Source organism: Brevibacillus aydinogluensis, from assembly GCF_961514395.1.
Lineage (GTDB): Bacteria > Bacillota > Bacilli > Brevibacillales > Brevibacillaceae > Brevibacillus > Brevibacillus aydinogluensis.
The window spans coordinates 245061-265131 of sequence record NZ_OY569118.1 but is presented as its reverse complement, the minus strand read 5'-3'; the positions used below and the strand labels follow the sequence as shown (position 1 = coordinate 265131).

At 58.5% G+C, this 20071-nt stretch carries 23 protein-coding genes; all 23 read right to left on the bottom strand.

Annotated features, from left to right (window positions below):
• Positions 1 to 13 precede the first annotated feature (13 nt).
• The 23 genes from nuoH to bioA all read right to left on the bottom strand — a co-directional run bounded on the left by nuoH (position 14) and on the right by bioA (position 20023).
• Positions 14 to 1027, bottom strand: coding sequence for an NADH-quinone oxidoreductase subunit NuoH (gene nuoH, locus Q7F15_RS01200; RefSeq protein WP_171564203.1), 1014 nt, complete (start codon positions 1025 to 1027; stop codon positions 14 to 16).
• Positions 1024 to 2172 carry an NADH-quinone oxidoreductase subunit D gene (locus Q7F15_RS01195; RefSeq protein ID WP_171564110.1) on the bottom strand — a complete coding sequence of 383 codons (1149 nt, stop codon included), beginning with the start codon at positions 2170 to 2172 and terminating at the stop codon, positions 1024 to 1026. Before Q7F15_RS01195 ends, nuoH begins: the two co-directional genes overlap by 4 nt.
• Before the next feature lie 3 nt (positions 2173 to 2175).
• A complete protein-coding gene (locus tag Q7F15_RS01190) occupies positions 2176 to 3192 on the bottom strand; it encodes an NADH-quinone oxidoreductase subunit C (protein WP_304414918.1) in 1017 nt (338 codons plus the stop codon).
• Positions 3189 to 3707, bottom strand: coding sequence for a NuoB/complex I 20 kDa subunit family protein (locus tag Q7F15_RS01185; protein WP_171564107.1), 519 nt, complete (start codon positions 3705 to 3707; stop codon positions 3189 to 3191). The genes Q7F15_RS01190 and Q7F15_RS01185 overlap by 4 nt, the downstream gene beginning before the upstream one ends.
• Positions 3698 to 4069 carry an NADH-quinone oxidoreductase subunit A gene (locus Q7F15_RS01180; protein WP_171564105.1) on the bottom strand — a complete coding sequence of 124 codons (372 nt, stop codon included), beginning with the start codon at positions 4067 to 4069 and terminating at the stop codon, positions 3698 to 3700. The genes Q7F15_RS01185 and Q7F15_RS01180 overlap by 10 nt, the downstream gene beginning before the upstream one ends.
• 254 nt (positions 4070 to 4323) lie before the next feature.
• A complete protein-coding gene (locus Q7F15_RS01175) occupies positions 4324 to 5064 on the bottom strand; it encodes a DUF6042 family protein (RefSeq protein ID WP_171564103.1) in 741 nt (246 codons plus the stop codon).
• 188 nt (positions 5065 to 5252) lie between these two features.
• Positions 5253 to 5657: a F0F1 ATP synthase subunit epsilon gene (locus Q7F15_RS01170; protein WP_065067430.1), complete on the bottom strand. Its 405-nt coding sequence runs from the start codon at positions 5655 to 5657 to the stop codon at positions 5253 to 5255.
• 27 nt (positions 5658 to 5684) lie between these two features.
• The gene (gene atpD, locus Q7F15_RS01165; RefSeq protein WP_029100366.1) at positions 5685 to 7094 is read right to left on the bottom strand and encodes a F0F1 ATP synthase subunit beta; all 1410 of its coding nucleotides are present in this window, start codon (positions 7092 to 7094) and stop codon (positions 5685 to 5687) included.
• A 47-nt stretch (positions 7095 to 7141) separates the two neighbouring features.
• Positions 7142 to 8005: an ATP synthase F1 subunit gamma gene (atpG, locus tag Q7F15_RS01160; RefSeq protein WP_171564102.1), complete on the bottom strand. Its 864-nt coding sequence runs from the start codon at positions 8003 to 8005 to the stop codon at positions 7142 to 7144.
• Positions 8006 to 8080: 75 nt separating this feature from the next.
• Positions 8081 to 9592, bottom strand: a complete 1512-nt coding sequence (gene atpA, locus Q7F15_RS01155) for a F0F1 ATP synthase subunit alpha (protein ID WP_171564100.1) — start codon at positions 9590 to 9592, stop codon at positions 8081 to 8083.
• Between the two features lie 30 nt (positions 9593 to 9622).
• Positions 9623 to 10150, bottom strand: a complete 528-nt coding sequence (locus Q7F15_RS01150) for a F0F1 ATP synthase subunit delta (protein WP_171564099.1) — start codon at positions 10148 to 10150, stop codon at positions 9623 to 9625.
• Positions 10147 to 10650: a F0F1 ATP synthase subunit B gene (atpF, locus tag Q7F15_RS01145; RefSeq protein WP_171564097.1), complete on the bottom strand. Its 504-nt coding sequence runs from the start codon at positions 10648 to 10650 to the stop codon at positions 10147 to 10149. The genes Q7F15_RS01150 and atpF overlap by 4 nt, the downstream gene beginning before the upstream one ends.
• A 261-nt stretch (positions 10651 to 10911) precedes the next feature.
• The gene (gene atpE / locus Q7F15_RS01140; RefSeq protein WP_015893623.1) at positions 10912 to 11133 is read right to left on the bottom strand and encodes a F0F1 ATP synthase subunit C; all 222 of its coding nucleotides are present in this window, start codon (positions 11131 to 11133) and stop codon (positions 10912 to 10914) included.
• Between the two features lie 48 nt (positions 11134 to 11181).
• Positions 11182 to 11997: a F0F1 ATP synthase subunit A gene (gene atpB / locus Q7F15_RS01135; RefSeq protein WP_304414917.1), complete on the bottom strand. Its 816-nt coding sequence runs from the start codon at positions 11995 to 11997 to the stop codon at positions 11182 to 11184.
• Between the two features lie 74 nt (positions 11998 to 12071).
• Positions 12072 to 12440 (bottom strand): ATP synthase subunit I, encoded by a 369-nt coding sequence (locus tag Q7F15_RS01130; RefSeq protein WP_171564094.1) that lies wholly within the window; start codon positions 12438 to 12440, stop codon positions 12072 to 12074.
• Between the two features lie 11 nt (positions 12441 to 12451).
• Complete coding sequence (locus Q7F15_RS01125; RefSeq protein ID WP_230077507.1) at positions 12452 to 12661, bottom strand: AtpZ/AtpI family protein; 210 nt, start codon at positions 12659 to 12661, stop codon at positions 12452 to 12454.
• Between the two features lie 203 nt (positions 12662 to 12864).
• Positions 12865 to 14055 (bottom strand): acetyl-CoA C-acetyltransferase, encoded by a 1191-nt coding sequence (locus Q7F15_RS01120; protein WP_171564093.1) that lies wholly within the window; start codon positions 14053 to 14055, stop codon positions 12865 to 12867.
• 37 nt (positions 14056 to 14092) lie between these two features.
• Entirely contained in the window at positions 14093 to 14977 is an 885-nt protein-coding gene (gene bioC / locus Q7F15_RS01115) for a malonyl-ACP O-methyltransferase BioC (RefSeq protein ID WP_171564091.1), read from the bottom strand.
• Positions 14943 to 15680: an alpha/beta fold hydrolase gene (locus Q7F15_RS01110; RefSeq protein WP_212132564.1), complete on the bottom strand. Its 738-nt coding sequence runs from the start codon at positions 15678 to 15680 to the stop codon at positions 14943 to 14945. The genes bioC and Q7F15_RS01110 overlap by 35 nt, the downstream gene beginning before the upstream one ends.
• A complete protein-coding gene (bioF, locus tag Q7F15_RS01105; protein WP_171564087.1) occupies positions 15677 to 16876 on the bottom strand; it encodes an 8-amino-7-oxononanoate synthase in 1200 nt (399 codons plus the stop codon). Before bioF ends, Q7F15_RS01110 begins: the two co-directional genes overlap by 4 nt.
• A 5-nt stretch (positions 16877 to 16881) precedes the next feature.
• A complete protein-coding gene (bioB, locus tag Q7F15_RS01100; protein ID WP_304414916.1) occupies positions 16882 to 17886 on the bottom strand; it encodes a biotin synthase BioB in 1005 nt (334 codons plus the stop codon).
• Complete coding sequence (gene bioD / locus Q7F15_RS01095; protein ID WP_304414915.1) at positions 17883 to 18626, bottom strand: dethiobiotin synthase; 744 nt, start codon at positions 18624 to 18626, stop codon at positions 17883 to 17885. The genes bioB and bioD overlap by 4 nt, the downstream gene beginning before the upstream one ends.
• Positions 18627 to 18631: 5 nt before the next feature.
• On the bottom strand, positions 18632 to 20023 hold the full coding sequence (gene bioA, locus Q7F15_RS01090; RefSeq protein ID WP_376717859.1) for an adenosylmethionine--8-amino-7-oxononanoate transaminase: 1392 nt from the start codon (positions 20021 to 20023) through the stop codon (positions 18632 to 18634).
• Between the last annotated feature and the right edge of the window lie 48 nt (positions 20024 to 20071).

Below are 20071 nucleotides of genomic sequence, written 5' to 3'. Positions count from 1 at the left end.
TACGGCTCGGCGTCTAGGAGATCATGCCGTTCTGGAAGGAAATCACCACGGCGGTCAGCAGGATGTTCAAGAGCGCCAGCGGCAGAAGTACTTTCCAGGCAAACGACATCAACTGGTCGACGCGCAGACGGGGGAACGTCGCACGTACCCAGAACTGGAAAAAGACGTAGAGCAAGAATTTGAGAACAAACCAGACAATACCTGGAATGAAGGAAAGGCTGGGATGGATCGGCAGCCAGCCGCCCAAAAACAGGATGGTCACCAGGGCGCCCATGCCGAACATGTAGACGTATTCCGCCAGCATGAACATGGCAAAGCGGAACCCGGAGTACTCTACGTGGTAGCCGGCCACCAGTTCCGATTCGGCCTCCGGCAGGTCGAACGGCGTGCGGTTCAGCTCCGCCTGTGCCGCCACGATGAAGACGGCAAAGCCGAGAAACTGCGGCACGATATTCCACACATCCTGCTGCGCCAATACAATCTCCCGCAGGTTCATGCTGCCGGTCATCAGCACGACCCCGACCACAGACATGACCAGCGGCACTTCGTAGCTGATCATCTGCGCGGCGGAGCGCAATCCGCCGATCAGCGAATACTTGTTGTTGGAAGCCCAGCCAGCCGTAATCACGCCCAGAACGGTGATGCCGGACAAGGCGATGTAATAGAGCAGGCCAATGCCCAGATCGGCAAAGCGAATGCTGTCCGTAAACGGCATGACGGCCAGGACGCCAAACGCGGGCGCATACGCCAGAATGGGGGCCAGCGTAAACAGTGCCTTGTCGGCATGCTGCGGCCTCGTATCTTCCTTCAGCAGCAGCTTCGCCACGTCCGCCACCGTCTGCAACAGACCGAGAGGACCGACGCGGTTGGGACCAATCCGCAGCTGCATCCAGCCGATCACCTTGCGTTCAAAATAGATCGCGTAGGTGACGAAAAACAGCACGACGAGCAGCAGTGCCACCGCCGCCAGAGCAAACCAGAGTGTGGTGCTCCATGAGGGCGTTTGTTGCAACAAATCGCTCATCAGCAGTCAACCTCCCCGAGCACAATGTCGATGCTGCCCAGGACGGCCACCATGTTGGCGATGTTTTCGCCCTCCAACAGTTTGGGCAGGATCTGCAGATTGTGGAACGACGGGCGGCGGAACTTCACGCGCCACGGCTTATCCTTGCCGTTGCTGGCGATGTAGCAGCCAATCTCCCCGCGCGGCGCCTCGATCCGCACGAACGCCTCGCCTGCTGGCGGACGAATGACGCGAGGCACTTTGCCCATGATTTCTCCCTCGCTGGGAAATTGATCGAGCGCCTGCTCAAGAATGCGCAACGACTGTTCGATCTCCGCCACCCGCAAATGGTAACGCGCCAGGCAGTCGCCTTCGGTAGCCGTCGGCACGTCAAACTCGAAACGGTCGTAAATGCAGTACGGCTCGTCTTTGCGCAAATCCCACTTCACCCCGGTGGACCGCAGCATTACGCCGGAGAGCGAGTAATCCAGCGCAGTCTTCTGATCAAACTTGCCGATCCCCCGCAGCCGGTTGATGAATATTTCGTTGCCGGTCACCAGTCTGTGGTAGTTGTTCAATTCCTTTTTCATGTATTGGACGAACTCTTTTACCTTGTCGATCCAGCCTGGCGGCGCATCCCACTTCACGCCGCCGACGCGCATGTAGTTGAATGTCATACGCGCTCCGCACAGCTCATTGAACAAATCCAGGATGCTTTCCCGGTCGCGGAAGGCGTACAGGAACGGTCCCATCGCCCCGAGGTCCAACAGGTACGTCCCCCACCATACCAGGTGGCTGGCCACGCGGTTCAGTTCCATTGCGATCAGCCGCAGGAATTGCGCCCTCTCCGGCACTTCCACGCCCATCATCGTCTCGACGGCGTGGCAAAAGACGTAGTTGTTGGTCATGGCAGCGACGTAATCCATCCGGTCAGTATAGGGAATGATCTGCGTGTACGTCAGGTTTTCCGCCAGCTTTTCCGTCCCCCGGTGGAGATAACCTATCACGGGAGTTGCTTCCTTGATGGTCTCCCCGTCAATTTTGACGACCAGACGCAATACACCGTGGGTACTGGGGTGCTGCGGTCCGACGTTGAGGAGCATTTCTTCCGTCCGGATACCCGACTCAGGAGATGTCGTGGCATTCGTCAATAGGATGTCGCGGTTCATCTGCTACACCTCCTCGTCGTACTGCACGTAATCTTTTCTCAGCGGATAGCCGATCCACTCGTCCGGCAGCAAAATTCGACGCAATTCGGTATGTCCCGGGAAATAAATACCCAACAAGTCGAATGTTTCCCGTTCACACCAATCGGCACCGCGCCAAATGTCCATAACCGACGAGACACTGGGTTGTTCGCGGTTGGTTTTGACCTTTACCGCCAGGCTCTGCCGATTTTTGTAGGAATAGAAATGATAGTAGACTTCCATGCGGTCTTCGTAATCGACGCCGTGCAAATCGGACAGGTAGTCGAACGCCAGCGCCTCGTCTTCTTTCAGAAACCGGGCCACATCATGCCAGCGCTCATTTTTCACCACCAGCGTCGGAACGTCTTTGGACAGCTCGTTGATATAGGCTGCTTCCAGCACATCCGCACCAAACGCTTCGGAAATACGGGTCACGTATTTGTCCAAATACGGCTGATTGGGAGATGGCTGTTTGGGCGCTTCGGCTGCCTCGTCAGCTCCTGCTGCCCCGCCGGCCTTTGCCTTGGCCGCCGCTGCCGCTTTTGCCTTCGCGTCGGCGTCTCCGCCCGACTCTGCTCCGCCAGCTTCCGCTGCTTCTCGCGCGGCCTTTGCCTTCGCCGCCGCGGCAGCTGCTGCCGCTGCTTTAGCCTTGGCCGCCGCTGCCGCTTTTGCCTTCGCGTCGGCGTCTCCGCCCGACTCTGCTCCGCCAGCTTCCGCTGCTTCTCGCGCGGCCTTTGCCTTCGCCGCCGCGGCAGCTGCTGCCGCTGCTTTTGCTTTCGCCTTCTCTTCCGGTGTCATTTCCGAAACAGGCTTGGCCGCAGTTGGCTGGACTTCAGACGTGTCGCCGCCTGCAGCCTGTGCATTCGAAGGGGATGCCGCAGATTGCTCTGTCCCTTTCGCCTGCTGTTCTTTCGCTTTACGCAACGCCTCAGCCTTGGCCCGGGCCTCTGCCGCAGCCTTCGCCTTTTCTTCCGGCGTCGGTTTGCGCTTTTCGTCGCTCATTGGCTGGTCACCCGCTTTCCGGTCTTCGCCTCGTAGCGAATTTTCTCCTGCAGCTTGTTTATGCCGTAAATCAATGCTGCCGGGTTGGGAGGACAGCCCGGAATGTAGACATCGACGGGCACAATCTGGTCTACACCTTTCACCACGCTGTACGACCTCACGTACGGCCCGCCGGCCGTGGCACAGGAGCCCATGGCGATGACCCATTTGGGTTCCGGCATTTGGTCGTACAATCTGCGCAAGAGCGGCGCCATTTTTTTCGTGACCGTGCCAGCCACGATCATCACGTCGGATTGCCGCGGGGAGGCACGGAAAATGACGCCAAAGCGGTCAAGGTCGAATCGGGAGCCGCCGGTACCCATCATCTCGATGGCACAGCAGGCCAACCCGAACGTCAGCGGCCAGAGGGAATTGCTCCTCACCCACCCCTTGAGCGTTTCCAGCGTCGTAAACATGACGTTGCGATTCAGTTCTTCCTGCAGTTCAGGCGCGATGCTCGTGAGATCTAGTTCCATTCCAGCACCTTCTTTCTCCAAGCGTAGATCAAACCAACCACCAGCAACGTGATAAAAATCACCATCTCTATCAGGGCAAACAGGCCCAACTGGTTATAGGCGACCGCCCATGGATAGAGAAAGAGGGTTTCTACATCAAAAATGACAAACAGCAGGGCGAAAATGTAGTACTTGACGTTGAAGCGCACCCAACTGTCCCCCACAGGAATGTTACCGCTTTCATAGGTGGTTTGCTTTTCCGGCGTCGGCTTCCTGGGACGCAGCAGTGGTCCGATGATGCTCACGGTTGCCACCGGCAGCAGTATCCCAAGGATCAGGAAAATCGCCACAATCACGTAATTGTTGGTGTAAACCTCACTCACCGACGTTCCCTCCGCTCTGTGAAAAATATGAAAAATTTTGAACGCAATCCCGATACAATTGACACTGGTATTTTTTCGTGCATCATGCGGCCCCAGGACAAGCTGCTGATCCAACCTGACACTGTTAGAAAAAAATACCTACATCATTATAGCAAATCGCCAAACGAGTGTCTAACCAAAGCCCCCTCCTCTGACAATAAAAGGAAAAACTTAGAGAAAAGTCCCTAAGTTTTTCCAATTACAAATATCCTTTATTATTGAACATTCGCGGAGAACTCTTGTCCGAGGAAATCCTCGTAAATGCGCTCCCATACAACCGTAAAGGTCATCGGTTGGTCATCCGGAATCTCAAACATGTTTTCAATCGGCTCTTCCATATACGGCGTCAGCTTGATCAGCACTTCGTTCAGCATCGCATCGTTGGTGTTCAGCATCTCTTTCAGTTCAGCCTTGGTGTAGGTAAAGGTGTTTTCCTCGTGCTCATGCAGTTTCAACACCAAACGGCTGAAGATCGGATGAACCAATACCTCCAGCTTGATGTGGGTCAGGGCAAATTTCTCCGCATCGGTCAGTTGGAACAGATCGACCGTGTCCGGGAACGGATGTACGGGGATGTCCCACACGTCGCCCTTGTCCAGTACCAGCCCCCACTTGGTCAGCAGTTCGATGGCCTCATCCCGGGAGGTCGGGTACTGATAACCGGAGCGCTCCAGGAACTCCTTGTGTTTCTCCACGTGCTCCACATAGGCATTGTAGTCCTGTTCCGACTTGAATTTTTCCTTATTCAGTGTGGAAAACACATGCTGCAATCCTTTGAAGCTGTCCAATTGCTGCTTCATTTCTTCCTTGCTTTCGCATTTGGTTACCACGTAGCACAACGCCTGAAACAGGACGTTCATGTCATGAGACAACACGTTGTACCAGCCGTTAGCCGTATATCCGCTGGGAATGACTACACCTTGCTGGTTATTGCGAATATCGCGAATCGTTTGCATGACTTACACTCTCCTTCTTTCCGATCGCCGGTGCCGTCCAGCCCCCTTCGCTGTTATAGGGCACACGGCACGCCTCGGCACAGAGCATTAGGTTTATTATAACGGAAACAGCAGGTCAGTACCAACTGGAAAAAAATCGTCCCGCTACAGGAAAAATCCCCGCAACCGGGTGGCGCGGGGATATTTGCTTACAGATTGTTGGTCACATCGAGACGAGCCATGGCGCGCTGCAGGGCGCGTTCGGCACGGCGAATGTCGAGGTCCGGATGCTTGTCAATCAAACGCTTTTCGGCGCGTTCTTTTGCCGCCTTGGCGCGTTCCACGTCAATGTCCTCCGGAAGTTCTGCCGTCTCGGCCAGAATCGTCACCTTGTCGCCGCGAACTTCCATGAACCCGCCGCTTACGGCCATGCGAATCTCTTTCTCGCCTTCCGTCTTGATCCGAACAGGCGCTATTTTCAGCGGGGTTACCAGCGGCATGTGGTTCGGCAAAATACCGAGATCCCCCTGCACGCCTCGGGCAATGACCATGCTGGCTTCGCCGCTGTAGACAACCCGTTCAGGAGTTACGACTTCCACTGTCATCTTGCTCACTTACTGGTCTCCCCTTTCCAGGGTGTCTTACGCCATGGTCTTCGCTTTCTCAACCGCTTCCTCAATCGTACCTACGTAGAGGAATGCCGCCTCAGGCAGATCGTCGTGCTTGCCTTCCAGGATTTCTTTGAAGCTGCGGACCGTTTCCTTGAGCGGGACGTATTTGCCCGGGAAGCCGGTAAACTGCTCGGCCACGTGGAACGGTTGGGACAGGAAGCGCTGAATGCGGCGTGCACGAGCTACGATCAGCTTGTCTTCGTCGCTCAGCTCGTCCATACCCAGGATCGCGATGATGTCCTGGAGCTCTTTGTAGCGCTGCAGGATTTTTTGCACGCCACGCGCCACTTCGTAGTGCTCTTGTCCGACGATGTCCGGGGACAGCGCACGGGATGTGGATGCGAGCGGGTCAACCGCAGGGAAGATACCCAGCTCGGCGATAGAACGCTCCAGGTTGGTGGTAGCGTCCAAGTGTGCGAAGGTCGTAGCCGGAGCCGGGTCGGTGTAGTCGTCCGCCGGTACGTAGATCGCTTGGATGGACGTTACGGAACCTTTTTTCGTAGAGGTAATGCGCTCTTGCAGCTGACCCATCTCGGTTGCCAGCGTCGGCTGATAACCTACCGCAGACGGCATGCGTCCCAGCAGCGCGGATACCTCGGAACCCGCTTGGGTAAAGCGGAAGATGTTGTCGATGAACAAGAGTACGTCGCGGCCCTCTTCGTCACGGAAGTACTCCGCCATGGTCAGACCGGTCAGCGCCACGCGCAGACGCGCACCCGGCGGTTCGTTCATCTGACCGAACACCATCGCGGTTTTCGGCAGAACGCCTGCGTCTTTCATCTCGTGATACAGGTCGTTACCTTCACGCGTGCGCTCGCCTACGCCGGCGAATACGGAGATACCGCCGTGCTCTTGTGCGATGTTGTTGATCAGCTCTTGGATGGTAACGGTTTTTCCTACGCCCGCACCGCCGAACAGACCGATTTTACCACCCTTGATGTACGGCGCGAGCAGGTCGATTACCTTAATACCGGTTTCGAGAATTTCTACGGTCGTTGCTTGTTCTACAAACTCCGGCGCTTTGCGGTGGATCGGGTCGCGGCGCTCCACTTCGCCCAGTTCCTTCAGGTCGATCGGTTCACCCAGCACGTTGAATACACGGCCCAGGGTTACCTGACCAACCGGTACGGAGATCGGAGCACCTGTGTCAATCGCTTCCATGCCGCGCACCAGACCGTCGGTGGATGCCATCGCAACGGTACGTACGCGATTGTCGCCCAGGTGAACCGCAACCTCAACGGTCAAATCAATGTCGCGCTCCCCCGCGTTTTGCGCTTTATGTTGAATCTTGATCGCATTGTAAATGGCAGGCAGGTGTCCGCGTTCAAACTCGATGTCTACAACGGGACCCATTACCTGAACCACGCGTCCTTTCGCCATCTTACTTCTTCCCTCCTGTGAAACTGATTTGGGCGTTTACCTAGCCATTACGCTTGCGCATTCGCACCTGCGACAATTTCGGAGATCTCTTGGGTAATGGCTGCCTGACGGGCACGGTTGTACTCCAGTGTCAGCTTGTCGATCATGGCGGTTGCATTGTCCGTTGCGTTGCCCATCGCGGTCATGCGGGCTCCTTCCTCAGACGCCTTTGCATCCAGGAGCGCGCTGTACACGAGCGTTTCTGCATATTTCGGCAGCAGCACCGACAGCACTTCTTCAGCGGACGGTTCGTATTCGTAGTTCATCTGGCGCTGTTCACCGCTCTCCACAGCGTTCAGCGGGAGCAGACGGGTAATCGTCGGCACCTGCGAAATGGCACTGCGGAATTCATTGTAGCAAAGGTACAGCTCGTCGATTTTTTCGTCGGCAAACATCTGAACCGCCGCGCTGGCGATTTTCTTGATGTCGGCAAACGTCGGGTTGCCGGGCAGTCCCACGACCTCATCAATAATCGGGTAGTTGCGCTTGCGGAAAAAATCGCGCCCTTTGCGCCCCAGCACAAAGATGGCGTATTCGTCCTGCGACTTGTGCTTCTCCTTGATGGCCTGGAGCACTTTCCGAATGACGTTTCCGTTATAGCCGCCAGCCATGCCGCGGTCCGAGGTGATGACGATGTACCCGGTCTTTTTCACCGGCCGGGATTCCAGCATCGGATGTTTTACCGCAGTCGTGCCGCTCGCGATGCTGGCAATAACCTCCCGGATCTTGTGAGCATACGGACGTGCCGCTTCCGCTCTCTCCTGGGCGCGGCGAAGTCTCGCTGCCGCCATCATCTTCATCGCCTTGGTGATTTGGCGCGTATTCTTAAAGCTCTTGATACGGCTTCGAATTTCGCGAATTCCTTTAGCCACTCTCTTTTCACCACCTTGGGGGTGCATGCCGAACCGCAGTCGGCCGGCATGCAACAGATGTCAATCTATATCCGCTTAGCGGCTAACCGAAAAGCCTTTTTTGAACTCTTCGATCGCTGCGTTCAGGTCTTTTTCATCCGGAAGCTCTTTGGTCGTGCGAATGTGTTCGAGCAGTTGCGGCTTGTTGGAATCGAGGTAGGAGAGGAATTCCTTCTCGAAACGGCGCACATCCTCTACCGGAATATCGTCGAGATAGCCTTTGGTTGCGGCGTAGATGATGGCAACCTGCTTCTCCACCGGCATCGGATCGAATTGGTTTTGCTTCATGACTTCCATCAGGCGCTGACCGCGGGTCAGACGGGCTTGCGTCGCCTTGTCCAGGTCGGAACCGAACTGCGCAAACGCTGCCAGCTCGCGGTATTGGGCCAGCTCCAGCTTGAGCGGACCGGCAACTTTTTTCATTGCCTTGATTTGCGCCGCACCACCTACGCGGGATACGGAAAGACCCGTGTTAACCGCAGGGCGTTGACCGGAGTTGAACAGGTCGGTCTCCAGGAAGATCTGACCGTCGGTGATGGAGATTACGTTGGTCGGAATGTACGCGGAAATGTCACCCGCTTGCGTTTCGATGAACGGCAGTGCAGTCAGGGAACCGGCACCCATTTCGTCGGAGAGCTTCGCAGCACGCTCCAGCAGACGGGAGTGCAGGTAGAAGACGTCACCCGGATACGCTTCGCGGCCCGGAGGACGACGGAGCAGGAGGGACATTTCGCGGTATGCCGCTGCTTGCTTGGACAGGTCGTCGTACACGCAGAGGACGTGCTGTCCTTTGTACATGAAGTATTCACCCATGGACACGCCTGCGTACGGAGCCAGGAACAGGAGCGGAGCCGGGTCGGACGCCGTCGCGGACACCACGATGGTGTACTCCAGGGCACCGTGCTTGCGCAGGGTTTCCACGATGTTGGCAACGGTCGATTGCTTTTGGCCGATTGCCACGTAGATACAAATCATGTTTTGGCCTTTTTGGTTGATGATGGTGTCCAGCGCCACAGCCGTTTTACCGGTTTGACGGTCACCGATGATCAGCTCGCGCTGACCGCGACCGATCGGAATCATCGCGTCGATTGCCTTGATACCGGTTTGCAGCGGCTCGTGAACGGATTTACGCGCCATAACACCAGGAGCCGGGCTTTCAACCGGACGGAATTCCGTCGTGTTGATCGGGCCCAGTCCGTCGAGCGGTTGACCGAGCGGGTTTACCACACGGCCGAGCAGCGCTTCGCCCACCGGCACCTCCATGATGCGGCCGGTGCGTTTTACCGTGTCGCCTTCTTTAATGTCGCGGAACGGACCGAGAATAACGACACCCACGTTGTCTTCTTCCAAGTTGAGTACCATACCCATGACGCCGTTTTGGAACTCGAGCAGTTCCCCCGCCATGGCTTTTTCCAAACCGTGAACGCGAGCGATACCGTCACCGATCTGAATGACCGTGCCTACGTCCACAACTTCGATTTCAGATGTAAAATTAGCAATCCGCTCTTTGATGAGGGAGCTAATTTCTTCTGGTCTGATTGCACTCACTATATATTCACCCCATTCATCCAAACGATCTTATTGCTGATGCGCGAAGTGTTCCAGTTTTGTCTTGATGCTGCCGTCGTACAGACGGTCGCCGATCTTGATGACGATGCCGCCCAGAATGGACGGGTCCACGACGGTTTGCACGCGCAGCTTCTTGTTCAGCTTTTGTCCGAGCTTTTCCGCCAGCTCCGCCTGTTCTTCGTCACTGAGCGGCTTGGCACTGGTCACGGTCGCTTCGGCGATGCCGCGGGCTTCGTTGGCCATCCGCACAAAGGAGCGGTAGACCTCCAACAGTTGTCCCTCGCGTCCGTTGTCGATCAGGACATTGAGGAAGTTGTGCGTTTCTTCGCTCACATGGCGTTTGAACAGGTCGTCGGCCAGGGATTTTTTCGCCGCACGCGCGATGTGCGGGTGGAGCAGAATCTTGCTCAGATCGGCGTTCTGTTCAATCGCTTCCACGACCGCTTTCAGATCCGCTTCAATCTGGTCGAGCTTCCCACGCTCGCTGGCTACTTCAAACAACGCGCGAGCGTAGCGCTTGCTTACCGCGCCGCTCATAGGCGATCTCCCACTTGAGCGAGGAATTTGTCAATCGTCGCTTTTTGCGTCGCTTCATCCAGTTCTTTCTCAATGATCTTGGATGCGAGCAGTACGGACAGACCGGTCATTTGGTCGCGCAGTTCTGCCTTCGCTTTCTCCACTTCACGCGCCAGTTCCGCGCTTGCGTCCGCTTTCATGCGTTCAGCAGCAGCTTGGGCGTCAGCCACGATTTTGGCTGCTTCATCGGACGCTTGCTTCGTCGCGCGGTCGATGATCGATTTGGCTTCGAGGCGAGCTTCGTCCAGCACGCGGCGCTGTTCGGCCAGCAGTGCTTCCGCTTCTTTGCGGCTGCGCTCAGCCGTGGTGATTTCGTTTTCAATATGCTGACGACGCTTTTCCATCACTGCCACGATCGGGCCCATGGCAAACTTGCGAACCGCCAGCAGCAGCAGCAGGAATACGATAGCTTGGGTTAAAAGCGAGCCCCATTCGAGGGCTACGGCACCAAAGTCGAGCATTCGTTTCACTCCTTCCTTGCACACAGGAGAATGTATCTCTACGGGTACAGCCGTTTGTTTCCGCAAGAATAACGTGGCATCGCCGCGCACCAGGCGAGGCAAGCCACTATGTTACGCACAAGATGTGCGAGTGTCGGCGGTGCGCCGTACGGGACGCCACACTCAGCCGACACCGGTGTCAATGGAAACGTGTACACCGTCCACTGACCAAAATAGAGGCGAAGGTCAAGCCCCCGCCTATCGTTTCGATTGTTCGCTCGCTTACAGACGACCGAAGAGGATGAAACCAATCGCAACCGCGATAATCGGAACCGCCTCGACGAGACCGAGACCGAGGAACATCAGACCCATCAGGCTACCGCGTGCTTCCGGTTGGCGAGCGACGCCTTCAATTGTACGAGAAATTACCAGGGAGTTGCCGATCGCTGCACCCAGAGCAGCCAGACCAAATACGATACCGATTGCAAGAGCCAAACCTTCCATTGTAAAAATACCTCCTTAGTGTTGTGAAAAATAAACATCTACTGCGAATTAATGTTGGTCATTCACTTGTTGGGAAATGTATACCATCGCCAGCGTGGTGAAGATAAAGGCTTGGACCGAGCCGACGAATACGGAGTAGCCCAGCCACAGGAACAGCGGAATGCTGCCGAAGATCCCCACGCCAAGCAGGAACGCAATGAGAACCTCGCCCGCGAAGATGTTACCGAATAGACGCAACGGAAGCGTCAGCGGCTTGATGATGAACTCTTCGAGGATGTGAATCGGGTTCAGGAACGTGTGCTTGAGCCAGCCGCCAAAGCTTTTCTTCATCCCCAGGTAGTGGGCGTACAGAAGAACCACCAATGCCAGCGCAAAGGTTACGCTCGGAGTGGCGGTCGGCGATTTCCACCAGCCGATGGAGGCGCCGTGGCCGTGAGGATCGTTGATCTCCTCTTCCAGCTTCGCCAGCTTTTCCTTTTTGGCTTCTTCCGTCGTAGCGACCGTCAGCATGTCTTTGACGGTATCGCTCACATACTGGTTCTTCTCAGGATTGTTGTGAATCGCCGTGTTCACGTTGAACAGAAGGCCCAACTGGTTCCCGATGAAGATGTAGAGGAACAGCGTCAGCGCCAGCGAGACAAAACCGGCTGCCTTTTTCGGCTCGATGTAGCTTTTGGTGATACCGGTGACGAAGTCGACAATCCACTCCATCACGTTTTGCCTGCCTCCGGGAACGCCAGAGGTGAGGTTGCGGGTCATCCCGATGCAGAAGAACAGCACAATCAAGGCTGTTACCACAATCGCAATGATGGTCGAGATGTCAAACACCATGCCCAACCATTCGAATCGCAGAGAGTAATGCATGTATTTCACCCCTTTCTTCCGCGCGAATCTGTTGCACCAGCAAATCAGAACGAAAAAATGCTTGTCAATCCAATCTATTTGAAGGAGCGATAAACAAAAAAGAAGCCTAGAACTTGAAAGAGGAAAAGGCCGATCAGCACGCCGGAAAGCACAAACAGATGGGGAAAGCGGATTGTCATAAAGACGGCAAATCCGGCCACGAGAAGGCGCTGCAGCATGCCAGTTCCTTTCGGCCGCACATTCGGATCGACAGCCATCTGGCCGATCCGCCAGGTTTTGCTGACCAGCAGCGTGCCGCTGAGGACACTCCCGCCCATACCGAGCAGGAGGCTTTGCAAAAACAATCGATGCTGAGGCAACAGGGCCCAGAGTATCACAACCAGGGCCATACAAACAAAAGCATAGCGGAAAGCCGCTCGCATAGCCGAAGTAAACGTATGCATGTTCAATCTCCCTACAGGTAACCGCGGACTATGCGGTAGACACTGTACACGCCTATACCCAATCCGGCGAGCAATCCGATCATCATAAACCACGGTTTGGTGGCGAGCAGGTTGTCGACGTACCTGCCCAGATAGACGCCTGCGATAACGCAGACGGCCAGATCGACACCGATCAGGCTGACCAGCGTGATGGCCCGCCACGGATTATCAATTTTCGGCACTGGACCGCCCCCTTTCATACACAAGGAGAGGGCAGGTGTCAAGTGCCCCTTTGCCCTCATCCATATTAACGAAGATTTATTCCCTTTGTCAACGTGCGGTTTATTCTGTACACAAAGCGTTCACATTTGAAAATGGCGAACCATTTCTTACAAAAACCGACAAGTTGTACGTCTCCTTGCGCATGAAACTGTAGCCTGTCCGCTTACAGTTTCTCGACGACTGTGGCCACTCCTTGTCCGCCTCCGATGCACAGCGTCGCCAATCCATATTTTACCCCTGAACGCTTGTGCAATTCGTGAATCAGCGTGACCAGCACGCGCGCTCCGCTGGCGCCGATCGGGTGTCCGAGGGCGATTGCACCGCCGTTTACGTTCAGTTTGTCGCGCGGGATGCCCAGCGCCTTTCCGACTGCCAGCGACTGGACGGCGAACGCCTCGTTGGCCTCGATCAAATCGATCTCGTCCAGTGAGAGACCTGCCTTTTTCAGCACCCGCTGCGTCGCCGGTACTGGTCCGATGCCCATGATGCCCGGGTTGACACCGGCGCTGGCGTTGGCGACGATCCGGGCCAGCGGCTTGACACCCAGCTCGGCCGCCTTTTCGCCGGACATGACCAACAGGGCGGCCGCTCCGTCGTTGATACCCGACGCGTTGCCCGCGGTCACCGTTCCGTCCTTTTTGAATGCCGGCCGCAGCTTGCCGAGCGATTCCACCGTCACGCCGGCGCGAGGAAATTCATCCACCTCAAACAGGACCGGGTCTCCCTTTTTCTGCGGAATCGGCACGGGCACGATCTCGTCGCGAAAACGCCCCTCTGCCAGGGCGCGCTGCGCCTTTTCCTGACTCCAGGCGGCAAACTCATCCTGCTCTTCCCGGCTAATCCCGTACTCGACACAAAGATTTTCCGCCGTGATGCCCATGTGATAATCGTTGAACGCACACCACAAGCCGTCGCGGATCATCGAGTCGACGACTTTCTGGTCGCCCATGCGGTAGCCGTTGCGGGCCCCTTCCAGCAGGTAGGGTGCCTGGCTCATGTTCTCCATGCCACCGGCCAGCACCACGTCTGCATCGCCGCAGAGAATCGCCTGGGTAGCCAGGTGAAGCGCTTTCAATCCTGAGCCGCATACCTTGTTGATCGTCATTGACGGCGTCTCCTGCGGCAGTCCTGCGCGGATCGCCGCCTGGCGCGCCGGATTTTGTCCCAGTCCAGCCTGCAGCACGTTGCCCATGATTACTTCGTCCACTGCTTCCTTCGCAACGCCTGCCCGCTGCAAAGCCGCCTCCAGCACGACAGCTCCCAACTGCGGCGCGCTGACACCGGACAGCGAGCCCTGAAAACTGCCGATGGCCGTGCGCACTGCGCTGACAATCACTACCTCTTTCTGACTCATCTGGATCACTCCTTGGAAAACAGCATGAAGGTCTTCATCATACAATTCCCTTTTTTCGCAAAATATCCTGCCGGTTGGGACCAACCGATTTTTCCCTTCCCTCCTGCCGTTCGGCCGCCACATAGACAAGTTCGTACGTGACGGGAATGCCCTCCGCTCCGCCAAAACGGCTCCGGTACGCCTCCATCATTTCCGTCAGCAACCGCCGCTGCCCCAACCCGGCGCTGTCCGACGCCGGACCGGTGCTGGCGCCGATTCCCTTGACCGCGTGCAAAAACGAACGCACGTCCGGATAGTGGAGCCGCACCTCCCGGGTACGTATCCGCACGCCGGCAAAACCGGCCCGATCCAGCATCGCCCGCCATTCGTCCGGCGTGCAAAATGACAGCCCGTGCCGCTGCGGCTCCCGCCGGAGGTTGCGGTAGGCCGATGAAAACGAGTCGTGCAGTTCCCAAAACGTCCGCGGCCCAAAGGTGGCAAATAGCAGCGAGCCACCCGGCCGCAGCAGCCGATACAGTCCCTCCGCCGTCCTCTCCGGCTGCCGCAGCCATTGAAAACAGGCGCTGGAGACGATCAGATCGGCCCACTGCTCCGCCTGCTTCCAGATCCACTCCTCGACGTCGGCCAGCACAAACCGGCACGTCCGCCCGGTCGGGCCAAGGCGCCGCCGCGCCGCTTCCAGCATGCCCGGCGCGATGTCCAGCGCCAGGTACTCCGCACTGCCGCAGCGATCGCGGAGCAGGCTGGTCAAACCGCCCGTACCGCAGCCTACTTCCACCACCCGGCGAACCTCGTTCGTCAGCGGCATCTCAGCCTCCAGCGCTGCCGCCAGTTCCGCCGCCATCTCCCGCTGCACCAGGGCGTACCGGTCATAGGTGTCGGCCTTTTCACTGAACCGTCTGCTGACTGCTGCTTTCCACACTGTGTTCCACCATCCTTTTGATTGCGTCCGCTACAGCATTACAATGGACGAGCGGCAGCGCGTGACCTCCCCCGACGATTGCCTCCAGCCGGGCCGCCGGTATGCTCGCGGCCAATTCCTCCCCTGCCGAAAACGGGCAGATCCCGTCGGCCGTCCCGTGAATCACCAGCGTAGGGCAGGTGATGCTTCCGAGATGCGGACGGAGGTCTTCCTCCCGCATGTAAGACAATCCGGCCGCGAGTGCCGACAGGGGCCATGCGTCGCATACAGAGACGGACGAATCGGCCTGCTGCCGCTCCTCTGCCGTAAACATCGATTGCCAAAACGTCCGCATCACGCCCGTCCGATCCGCGTACAGCGCCCGCTCCATCCGCCGCACCTGCGCGTCCAGCCAGCCGAGCCGCCGCTCCTCGCGGGGACGCACAAACCGGGCCGTCGTGCCGATCAAGACCAGCCCTGCGGCCAACCCCTCAGCTGCCAGCCGCTGTGCCAGCATCCCGCCCAGCGACCAGCCGACCGCGATCAGCGGCAGGGAAGCAGTCGATAATGCCGCCTGACGGGCGATCTCGTAAAACGCTTCAGGCTGGTCCGCCACGGACAGGTCAGGGACGGTGTGCGCACACTCCGGAAACTGGCTCTGCATGCTGCACCACACCTCGTCGGACATCCCCCACCCGTTCAACCACAGCATCGCCGCCTTCATCCCGTCTCCACCTCTCCTGCTCCCGCCGCCAACTGCATCTGCCGAATAACCTCCTCCAATTCCTCACGCGTATGCGTCGCCATTAGAGAAAAACGAATGCGGGCAGTGCCTTCCGGTACGGTCGGGGGGCGGATGGCGACGGCGGCGATCCCCCGCTCCTCCAGACGTTGACTCAACCGGAGCGCCTGCCTGTTGTCGCCGACGATCCACGGGATGATCGGCGAGTCGCCCTCTCCGATCGCAAAACCGCACGCCCGCAGCCGCCGGCGAAACCAGGCGCTGTTTTCCCTGAGCCGGGTGCGGCGCCAGCCTTCCTCCTGCACCACTTCCAGCGCTTTGCGGACGGCAGCCACCACCATCGGCGGCAGCGCGGTGGAGTAGATCAGCGGGCGCGTCTTCGTGACCAGGTAGTCGATCAGCACGCGGTCGGCGCAGACGTAGGCGCCGTACACGCCAAACGCCTTGCTGAAGGTGCCCATGATCACATCCACCTGCTCGTGCAGTCCCAGTTCGTGACACAGCCCCTGCCCCCTGCTGCCTCTCACGCCGCCGGCATGCGCCTCGTCCACCATCAGCATCGCGCCGCAGCGCGCTTTGAGCTCCACCAGTTCACTTAGCGGCGCCGCATCTCCGTCCATGGAAAAGACGGCATCGGTGACGATCAGGGCGCGGCGGTGTCCGGCGTGCTTTTTCAACAGGTGCTCCAGGTGTTCCGGATCGTTGTGGCGGTAGCGGTAGTGGCGGGCGCGGCTGAGAATGATGCCGTCGACAATGCTGGCGTGGTTCAGCCGGTCGCTGAACACGGCGTCCGCCCGCCCGACCAGCGCGGCGATTACCCCCAGATTGGCCATGTAGCCATTGGCGAAGACCAGCGCCGCTTCCCGCTGCTTCCATTCGGCCAGACGTTCTTCCAGATCGGCATACCAGCGGTGATTGCCGCAAATCAACCGGGAGGCGGCTGCTCCCGCTCCCCATTGTTCCGCCGCCTGACGGGCAGCATCGGCGATCCGGGGATCGCCCGCCAGGCCCAGATAGTCGTTGGAGGAGAGGTTAAACAGCCTCCTGCCGCCAACTGTCAGCCATTTGCCCCCTTCCTCGCCGCGGTCGTCCACAATGCGCAGGCACCTGTGCAGGGACTGCTGCCGGAGCGCGTCCAGCTCCGCTTCCATCCAGTCGCAATAGACGGTTCCGTTCATCCGCCTCACTCCTGCAGCGCGCAGCGCTCAATCTCGAAGCCGAGATCTTCTATCATCTGATGGTCGGTCGCAACCTCCTGGCCGGGCGTGGTCAGGTAATCGCCGACGAAAATGGAGTTGGCCGCGTACAGGGCCAGCGGCTGCAGGGTCCGCAGGTTGACCTCGCGCCCGCCTGCGACGCGGATTTCCTTGGTCGGACAGACAAACCGGAACAGCGCCAGCACTTTGAGCGCACGCAGGGCCGGCGTCCGCCCGTATCCTTCCAGCGGTGTGCCGGGAATCGCGTTGAGGAAATTGACCGGGATGGAATCGGCGTCCAGTTCGCGCAGCGCATACGCCATCTCGACGACCTCCTCATCGCTTTCTCCCATGCCGATGATCACCCCGGAGCAGGGGGACATCCCCGACTGCTTCACGGTTTCCACCGTTTCCACGCGCTGATCGTAGGTATGGGTCGACGTGATGTTGCTGTAGTTGGCGCGGCTGGTATTCAGGTTGTGGTTGTAGCGGTGGACGCCCGCCTCCGCCAGCCGGGCCGCTTGCTCCTCACTCAACAGGCCGAGACACGCACAGATTTTCAGCGGCATGGTGGCGCGAATCTCCCTGACCGCCTCGATCACCTGCTCCAGCTCCTTGTCCGTGGGGCCCCGTCCGGAGGCGACGATGCAGTAGGTGCCGGCCTTGCGGTTCAGCGCCTCACGCGCTCCTGCCAGGAGGGTCTCCTTGTTCAACAGCGTGTACTTTTGGATCGGCGCGCTGGAGACGATCGACTGCGAACAGTAGCCGCAGTCTTCGGGACACAGCCCGCTCTTGGCGTTGATGATCATGTTCAGCTTTACCTTTTTCCCGTAGTAGCGCTTTCGAACGCGAAAAGCGGCGTGCATGAGCGGCAGGATGTCATCGTCGTCCGCCCGCAGCACGGACAGCGCCTCCTCCCGCGTCAGTCCCTCCCCGGCCAGCGCTTTTTCCGCGTATTCCGTCCAGTTTACGGCCGTCTCCACTCGATTCATCGGCAATCCTCTCCTTTTTGCAGCATGCTTTTTTCCACCCAGCCGCGGATGCGCTCCAGATCGGCATGGCGGCGTATCGCTTCGATCACACCGGCACGGGTCATGTTCCCTTCCAACCAGGGTATTTGCCCGAGCACGGGCACATCGCCGAACCGTTCAATCATCACCACGTTGCTTTCCACGCTTTGGTCGCCATTGTCCGCACGGCTGCCGTTCAGGATGACCCCCGCTACCGTGATGCCCCGCTGCCTGGCGTACTCCACCGACAGCAGGGTGTGGTTGATCGTCCCCAGACCGGCGCGCCCCACGAGCAGCAGCGGCATGCCGAGGCGGGCGGCCAGATCAATCATCAGCTCGCTTGCGGTCAATGGAACCGCCAATCCGCCCGCTCCTTCCACCAGCAGCGCATCGTGCCGGCGCTTGAGCGGCCGGCCGGACGCGATGATCGTCTCCAGGGAAAGGCTGACGCCCTCCGCCTCGGCGGCAAGCAGCGGGGTCAGCGGCGCGGCAAAGGAAAACGGGGCGATCTCCTCGCAGGCGTCGGCTACACCCGAAAGCGTGCGCAGGCGGTACGAATCCCGCTCTTCTTCCGTTTCTCCCCCCGATTGGACCGGCTTCCAGACCCCCAGATTCAGGCCGTCCTCGCGCAGGGCAGCGGCCAGTCCGCCCGTCACGACTGTTTTCCCCACCCCGGTGTCGGTGCCGGCGACGAACAAGCCGGCGAAGCACTCGTCTCCCATCCGTGTCACGCTCCTTTGACCGCGGCTGACGCGGTTACGTCCTCGATCGCTTCCGCCAGAATGCCCACCATCTCCGCCAGTTCGTCCTCCGTGCTGACCAGCGGCGGAATCAGCACGACGACGTTGCCCAGCGGCCGGGTCAGCAGCCCGTTTTCCCGCGCCCGTCGGCAGACCCGGACGCCGATCCGCTCATCCCAGTGATACGGCTCTTTGGTCTGCTTGTCCCGCACCAGTTCGATGCCGACCATAAAGCCTTTTTGCCGCACCTCTCCCACGTGGTCAAAATCGGCCAGCGGCGCCAGCAGCTTCGCCAGACGGCGCGATTTTTCCGCCACTCCCTCGACGATCCGCCGCTCTTTAAGCAGACGCAAGTTGGCCAGGGCGACGGCGCAGCCGAGCGGATTGCCGGTGTAGGAATGACCGTGGAAAAACGTCTTCTGCTCCTCGTAGTCGGCGTAAAAGGCGTCGTATACCCGGTCCGTTGTCAGCGTCGCGGCTACCGGCAAATAGCCGCCGGTAATCCCTTTCGCCACCGCCATGATGTCCGGCGTCACGCCTTCGTGCTCGCAGGCGAACATCCTGCCGGTGCGGCCAAAACCGGTAGCCACTTCGTCGGCGATCAGCAGCACGTCATACGCCCGGGCCATATCGGCTATCTGCTTCAGGCAGCCGTCGGGCATGATGATCATCCCGCCCGCCCCCTGGACGATCGGCTCCACGATCAGCGCGGCGATCTCGTCCGCCTTCTCAATAAGCAGCCGCTCCAGACTGGCAAGCGTCTCTTCGACGGCGGACCGCTCTCCCTCGTGACGATATGGATAGGGGTACGGGATCGTATACGAGGAAAAGAGCAGCGGCCGGTACACCTCGTGGTACAGCGGAATCGCCCCGACGCTGACGGCGCCGATCGTATCCCCGTGGTAGGCGTTGTTCATGGTAATAAAGGAACGCTTGCCGGTGACGCCAATGTTCTGCCAGTACTGAAACGCCATTTTCAAGGCGATCTCCACGGCGGTCGCTCCGCTGTCGGAGTAGAACACCTTGGTCAAGCCGTCGGGCGCAATGCCGACAAGCTGCTCCGCCAGCAGAATGGACGGTACATTGGCCATGCCCAGCAGGGTGGAGTGCGCCACCTGCTCCAACTGCTCGACAATCGCCCGGTTCAGCTCCGGCACGTTGTGGCCGTGAACGTTCAGCCAGACGGACGAAAACCCGTCGTAATAGGCCTTGCCGTTTACGTCAATCAGCTTGATCCCCTCGCCCCGCGCGATGATCAGCGGATCTTCCGCCACGTAGTCCTTCATTTGCGTGAAGGGATGCCAGAGGTACTGTTTGTTTTTTCGTGCCAATTCTTCGTAGGTATGTGGATGTGACAACCGGGTCCCCTCCTTCGGCACAATATTTGGAAAGCAATTTGTCAACCAAAATTGTATTTTAGTTAACAA

Excerpts from the sequence above, each read along its gene's own strand:
- Q7F15_RS01120 (WP_171564093.1), bottom strand. The coding sequence starts at position 14,055 with ATGAGTCAGAAAGAGGTAGTGATTGTCAGCGCAGTGCGCACGGCCATC.
- bioF (WP_171564087.1), bottom strand. The coding sequence starts at position 16,876 with ATGAACGGAACCGTCTATTGCGACTGGATGGAAGCGGAGCTGGACGCG.
- bioB (WP_304414916.1), bottom strand. The coding sequence starts at position 17,886 with ATGAATCGAGTGGAGACGGCCGTAAACTGGACGGAATACGCGGAAAAA.
- Q7F15_RS01185 (WP_171564107.1), bottom strand. The coding sequence starts at position 3,707 with ATGGAACTAGATCTCACGAGCATCGCGCCTGAACTGCAGGAAGAACTG.
- bioD (WP_304414915.1), bottom strand. The coding sequence starts at position 18,626 with ATGGGAGACGAGTGCTTCGCCGGCTTGTTCGTCGCCGGCACCGACACC.
- Q7F15_RS01175 (WP_171564103.1), bottom strand. The coding sequence starts at position 5,064 with ATGCAAACGATTCGCGATATTCGCAATAACCAGCAAGGTGTAGTCATT.
- Q7F15_RS01150 (WP_171564099.1), bottom strand. The coding sequence starts at position 10,150 with ATGAGCGGCGCGGTAAGCAAGCGCTACGCTCGCGCGTTGTTTGAAGTA.
- Q7F15_RS01130 (WP_171564094.1), bottom strand. The coding sequence starts at position 12,440 with ATGCATACGTTTACTTCGGCTATGCGAGCGGCTTTCCGCTATGCTTTT.
- atpD (WP_029100366.1), bottom strand. The coding sequence starts at position 7,094 with ATGGCGAAAGGACGCGTGGTTCAGGTAATGGGTCCCGTTGTAGACATC.
- Q7F15_RS01190 (WP_304414918.1), bottom strand. The coding sequence starts at position 3,192 with ATGAGCGACGAAAAGCGCAAACCGACGCCGGAAGAAAAGGCGAAGGCT.
- Q7F15_RS01110 (WP_212132564.1), bottom strand. The coding sequence starts at position 15,680 with ATGAAGGCGGCGATGCTGTGGTTGAACGGGTGGGGGATGTCCGACGAG.
- atpB (WP_304414917.1), bottom strand. The coding sequence starts at position 11,997 with ATGCATTACTCTCTGCGATTCGAATGGTTGGGCATGGTGTTTGACATC.
- atpF (WP_171564097.1), bottom strand. The coding sequence starts at position 10,650 with ATGCTCGACTTTGGTGCCGTAGCCCTCGAATGGGGCTCGCTTTTAACC.
- atpE (WP_015893623.1), bottom strand. The coding sequence starts at position 11,133 with ATGGAAGGTTTGGCTCTTGCAATCGGTATCGTATTTGGTCTGGCTGCT.
- Q7F15_RS01195 (WP_171564110.1), bottom strand. The coding sequence starts at position 2,172 with ATGAACCGCGACATCCTATTGACGAATGCCACGACATCTCCTGAGTCG.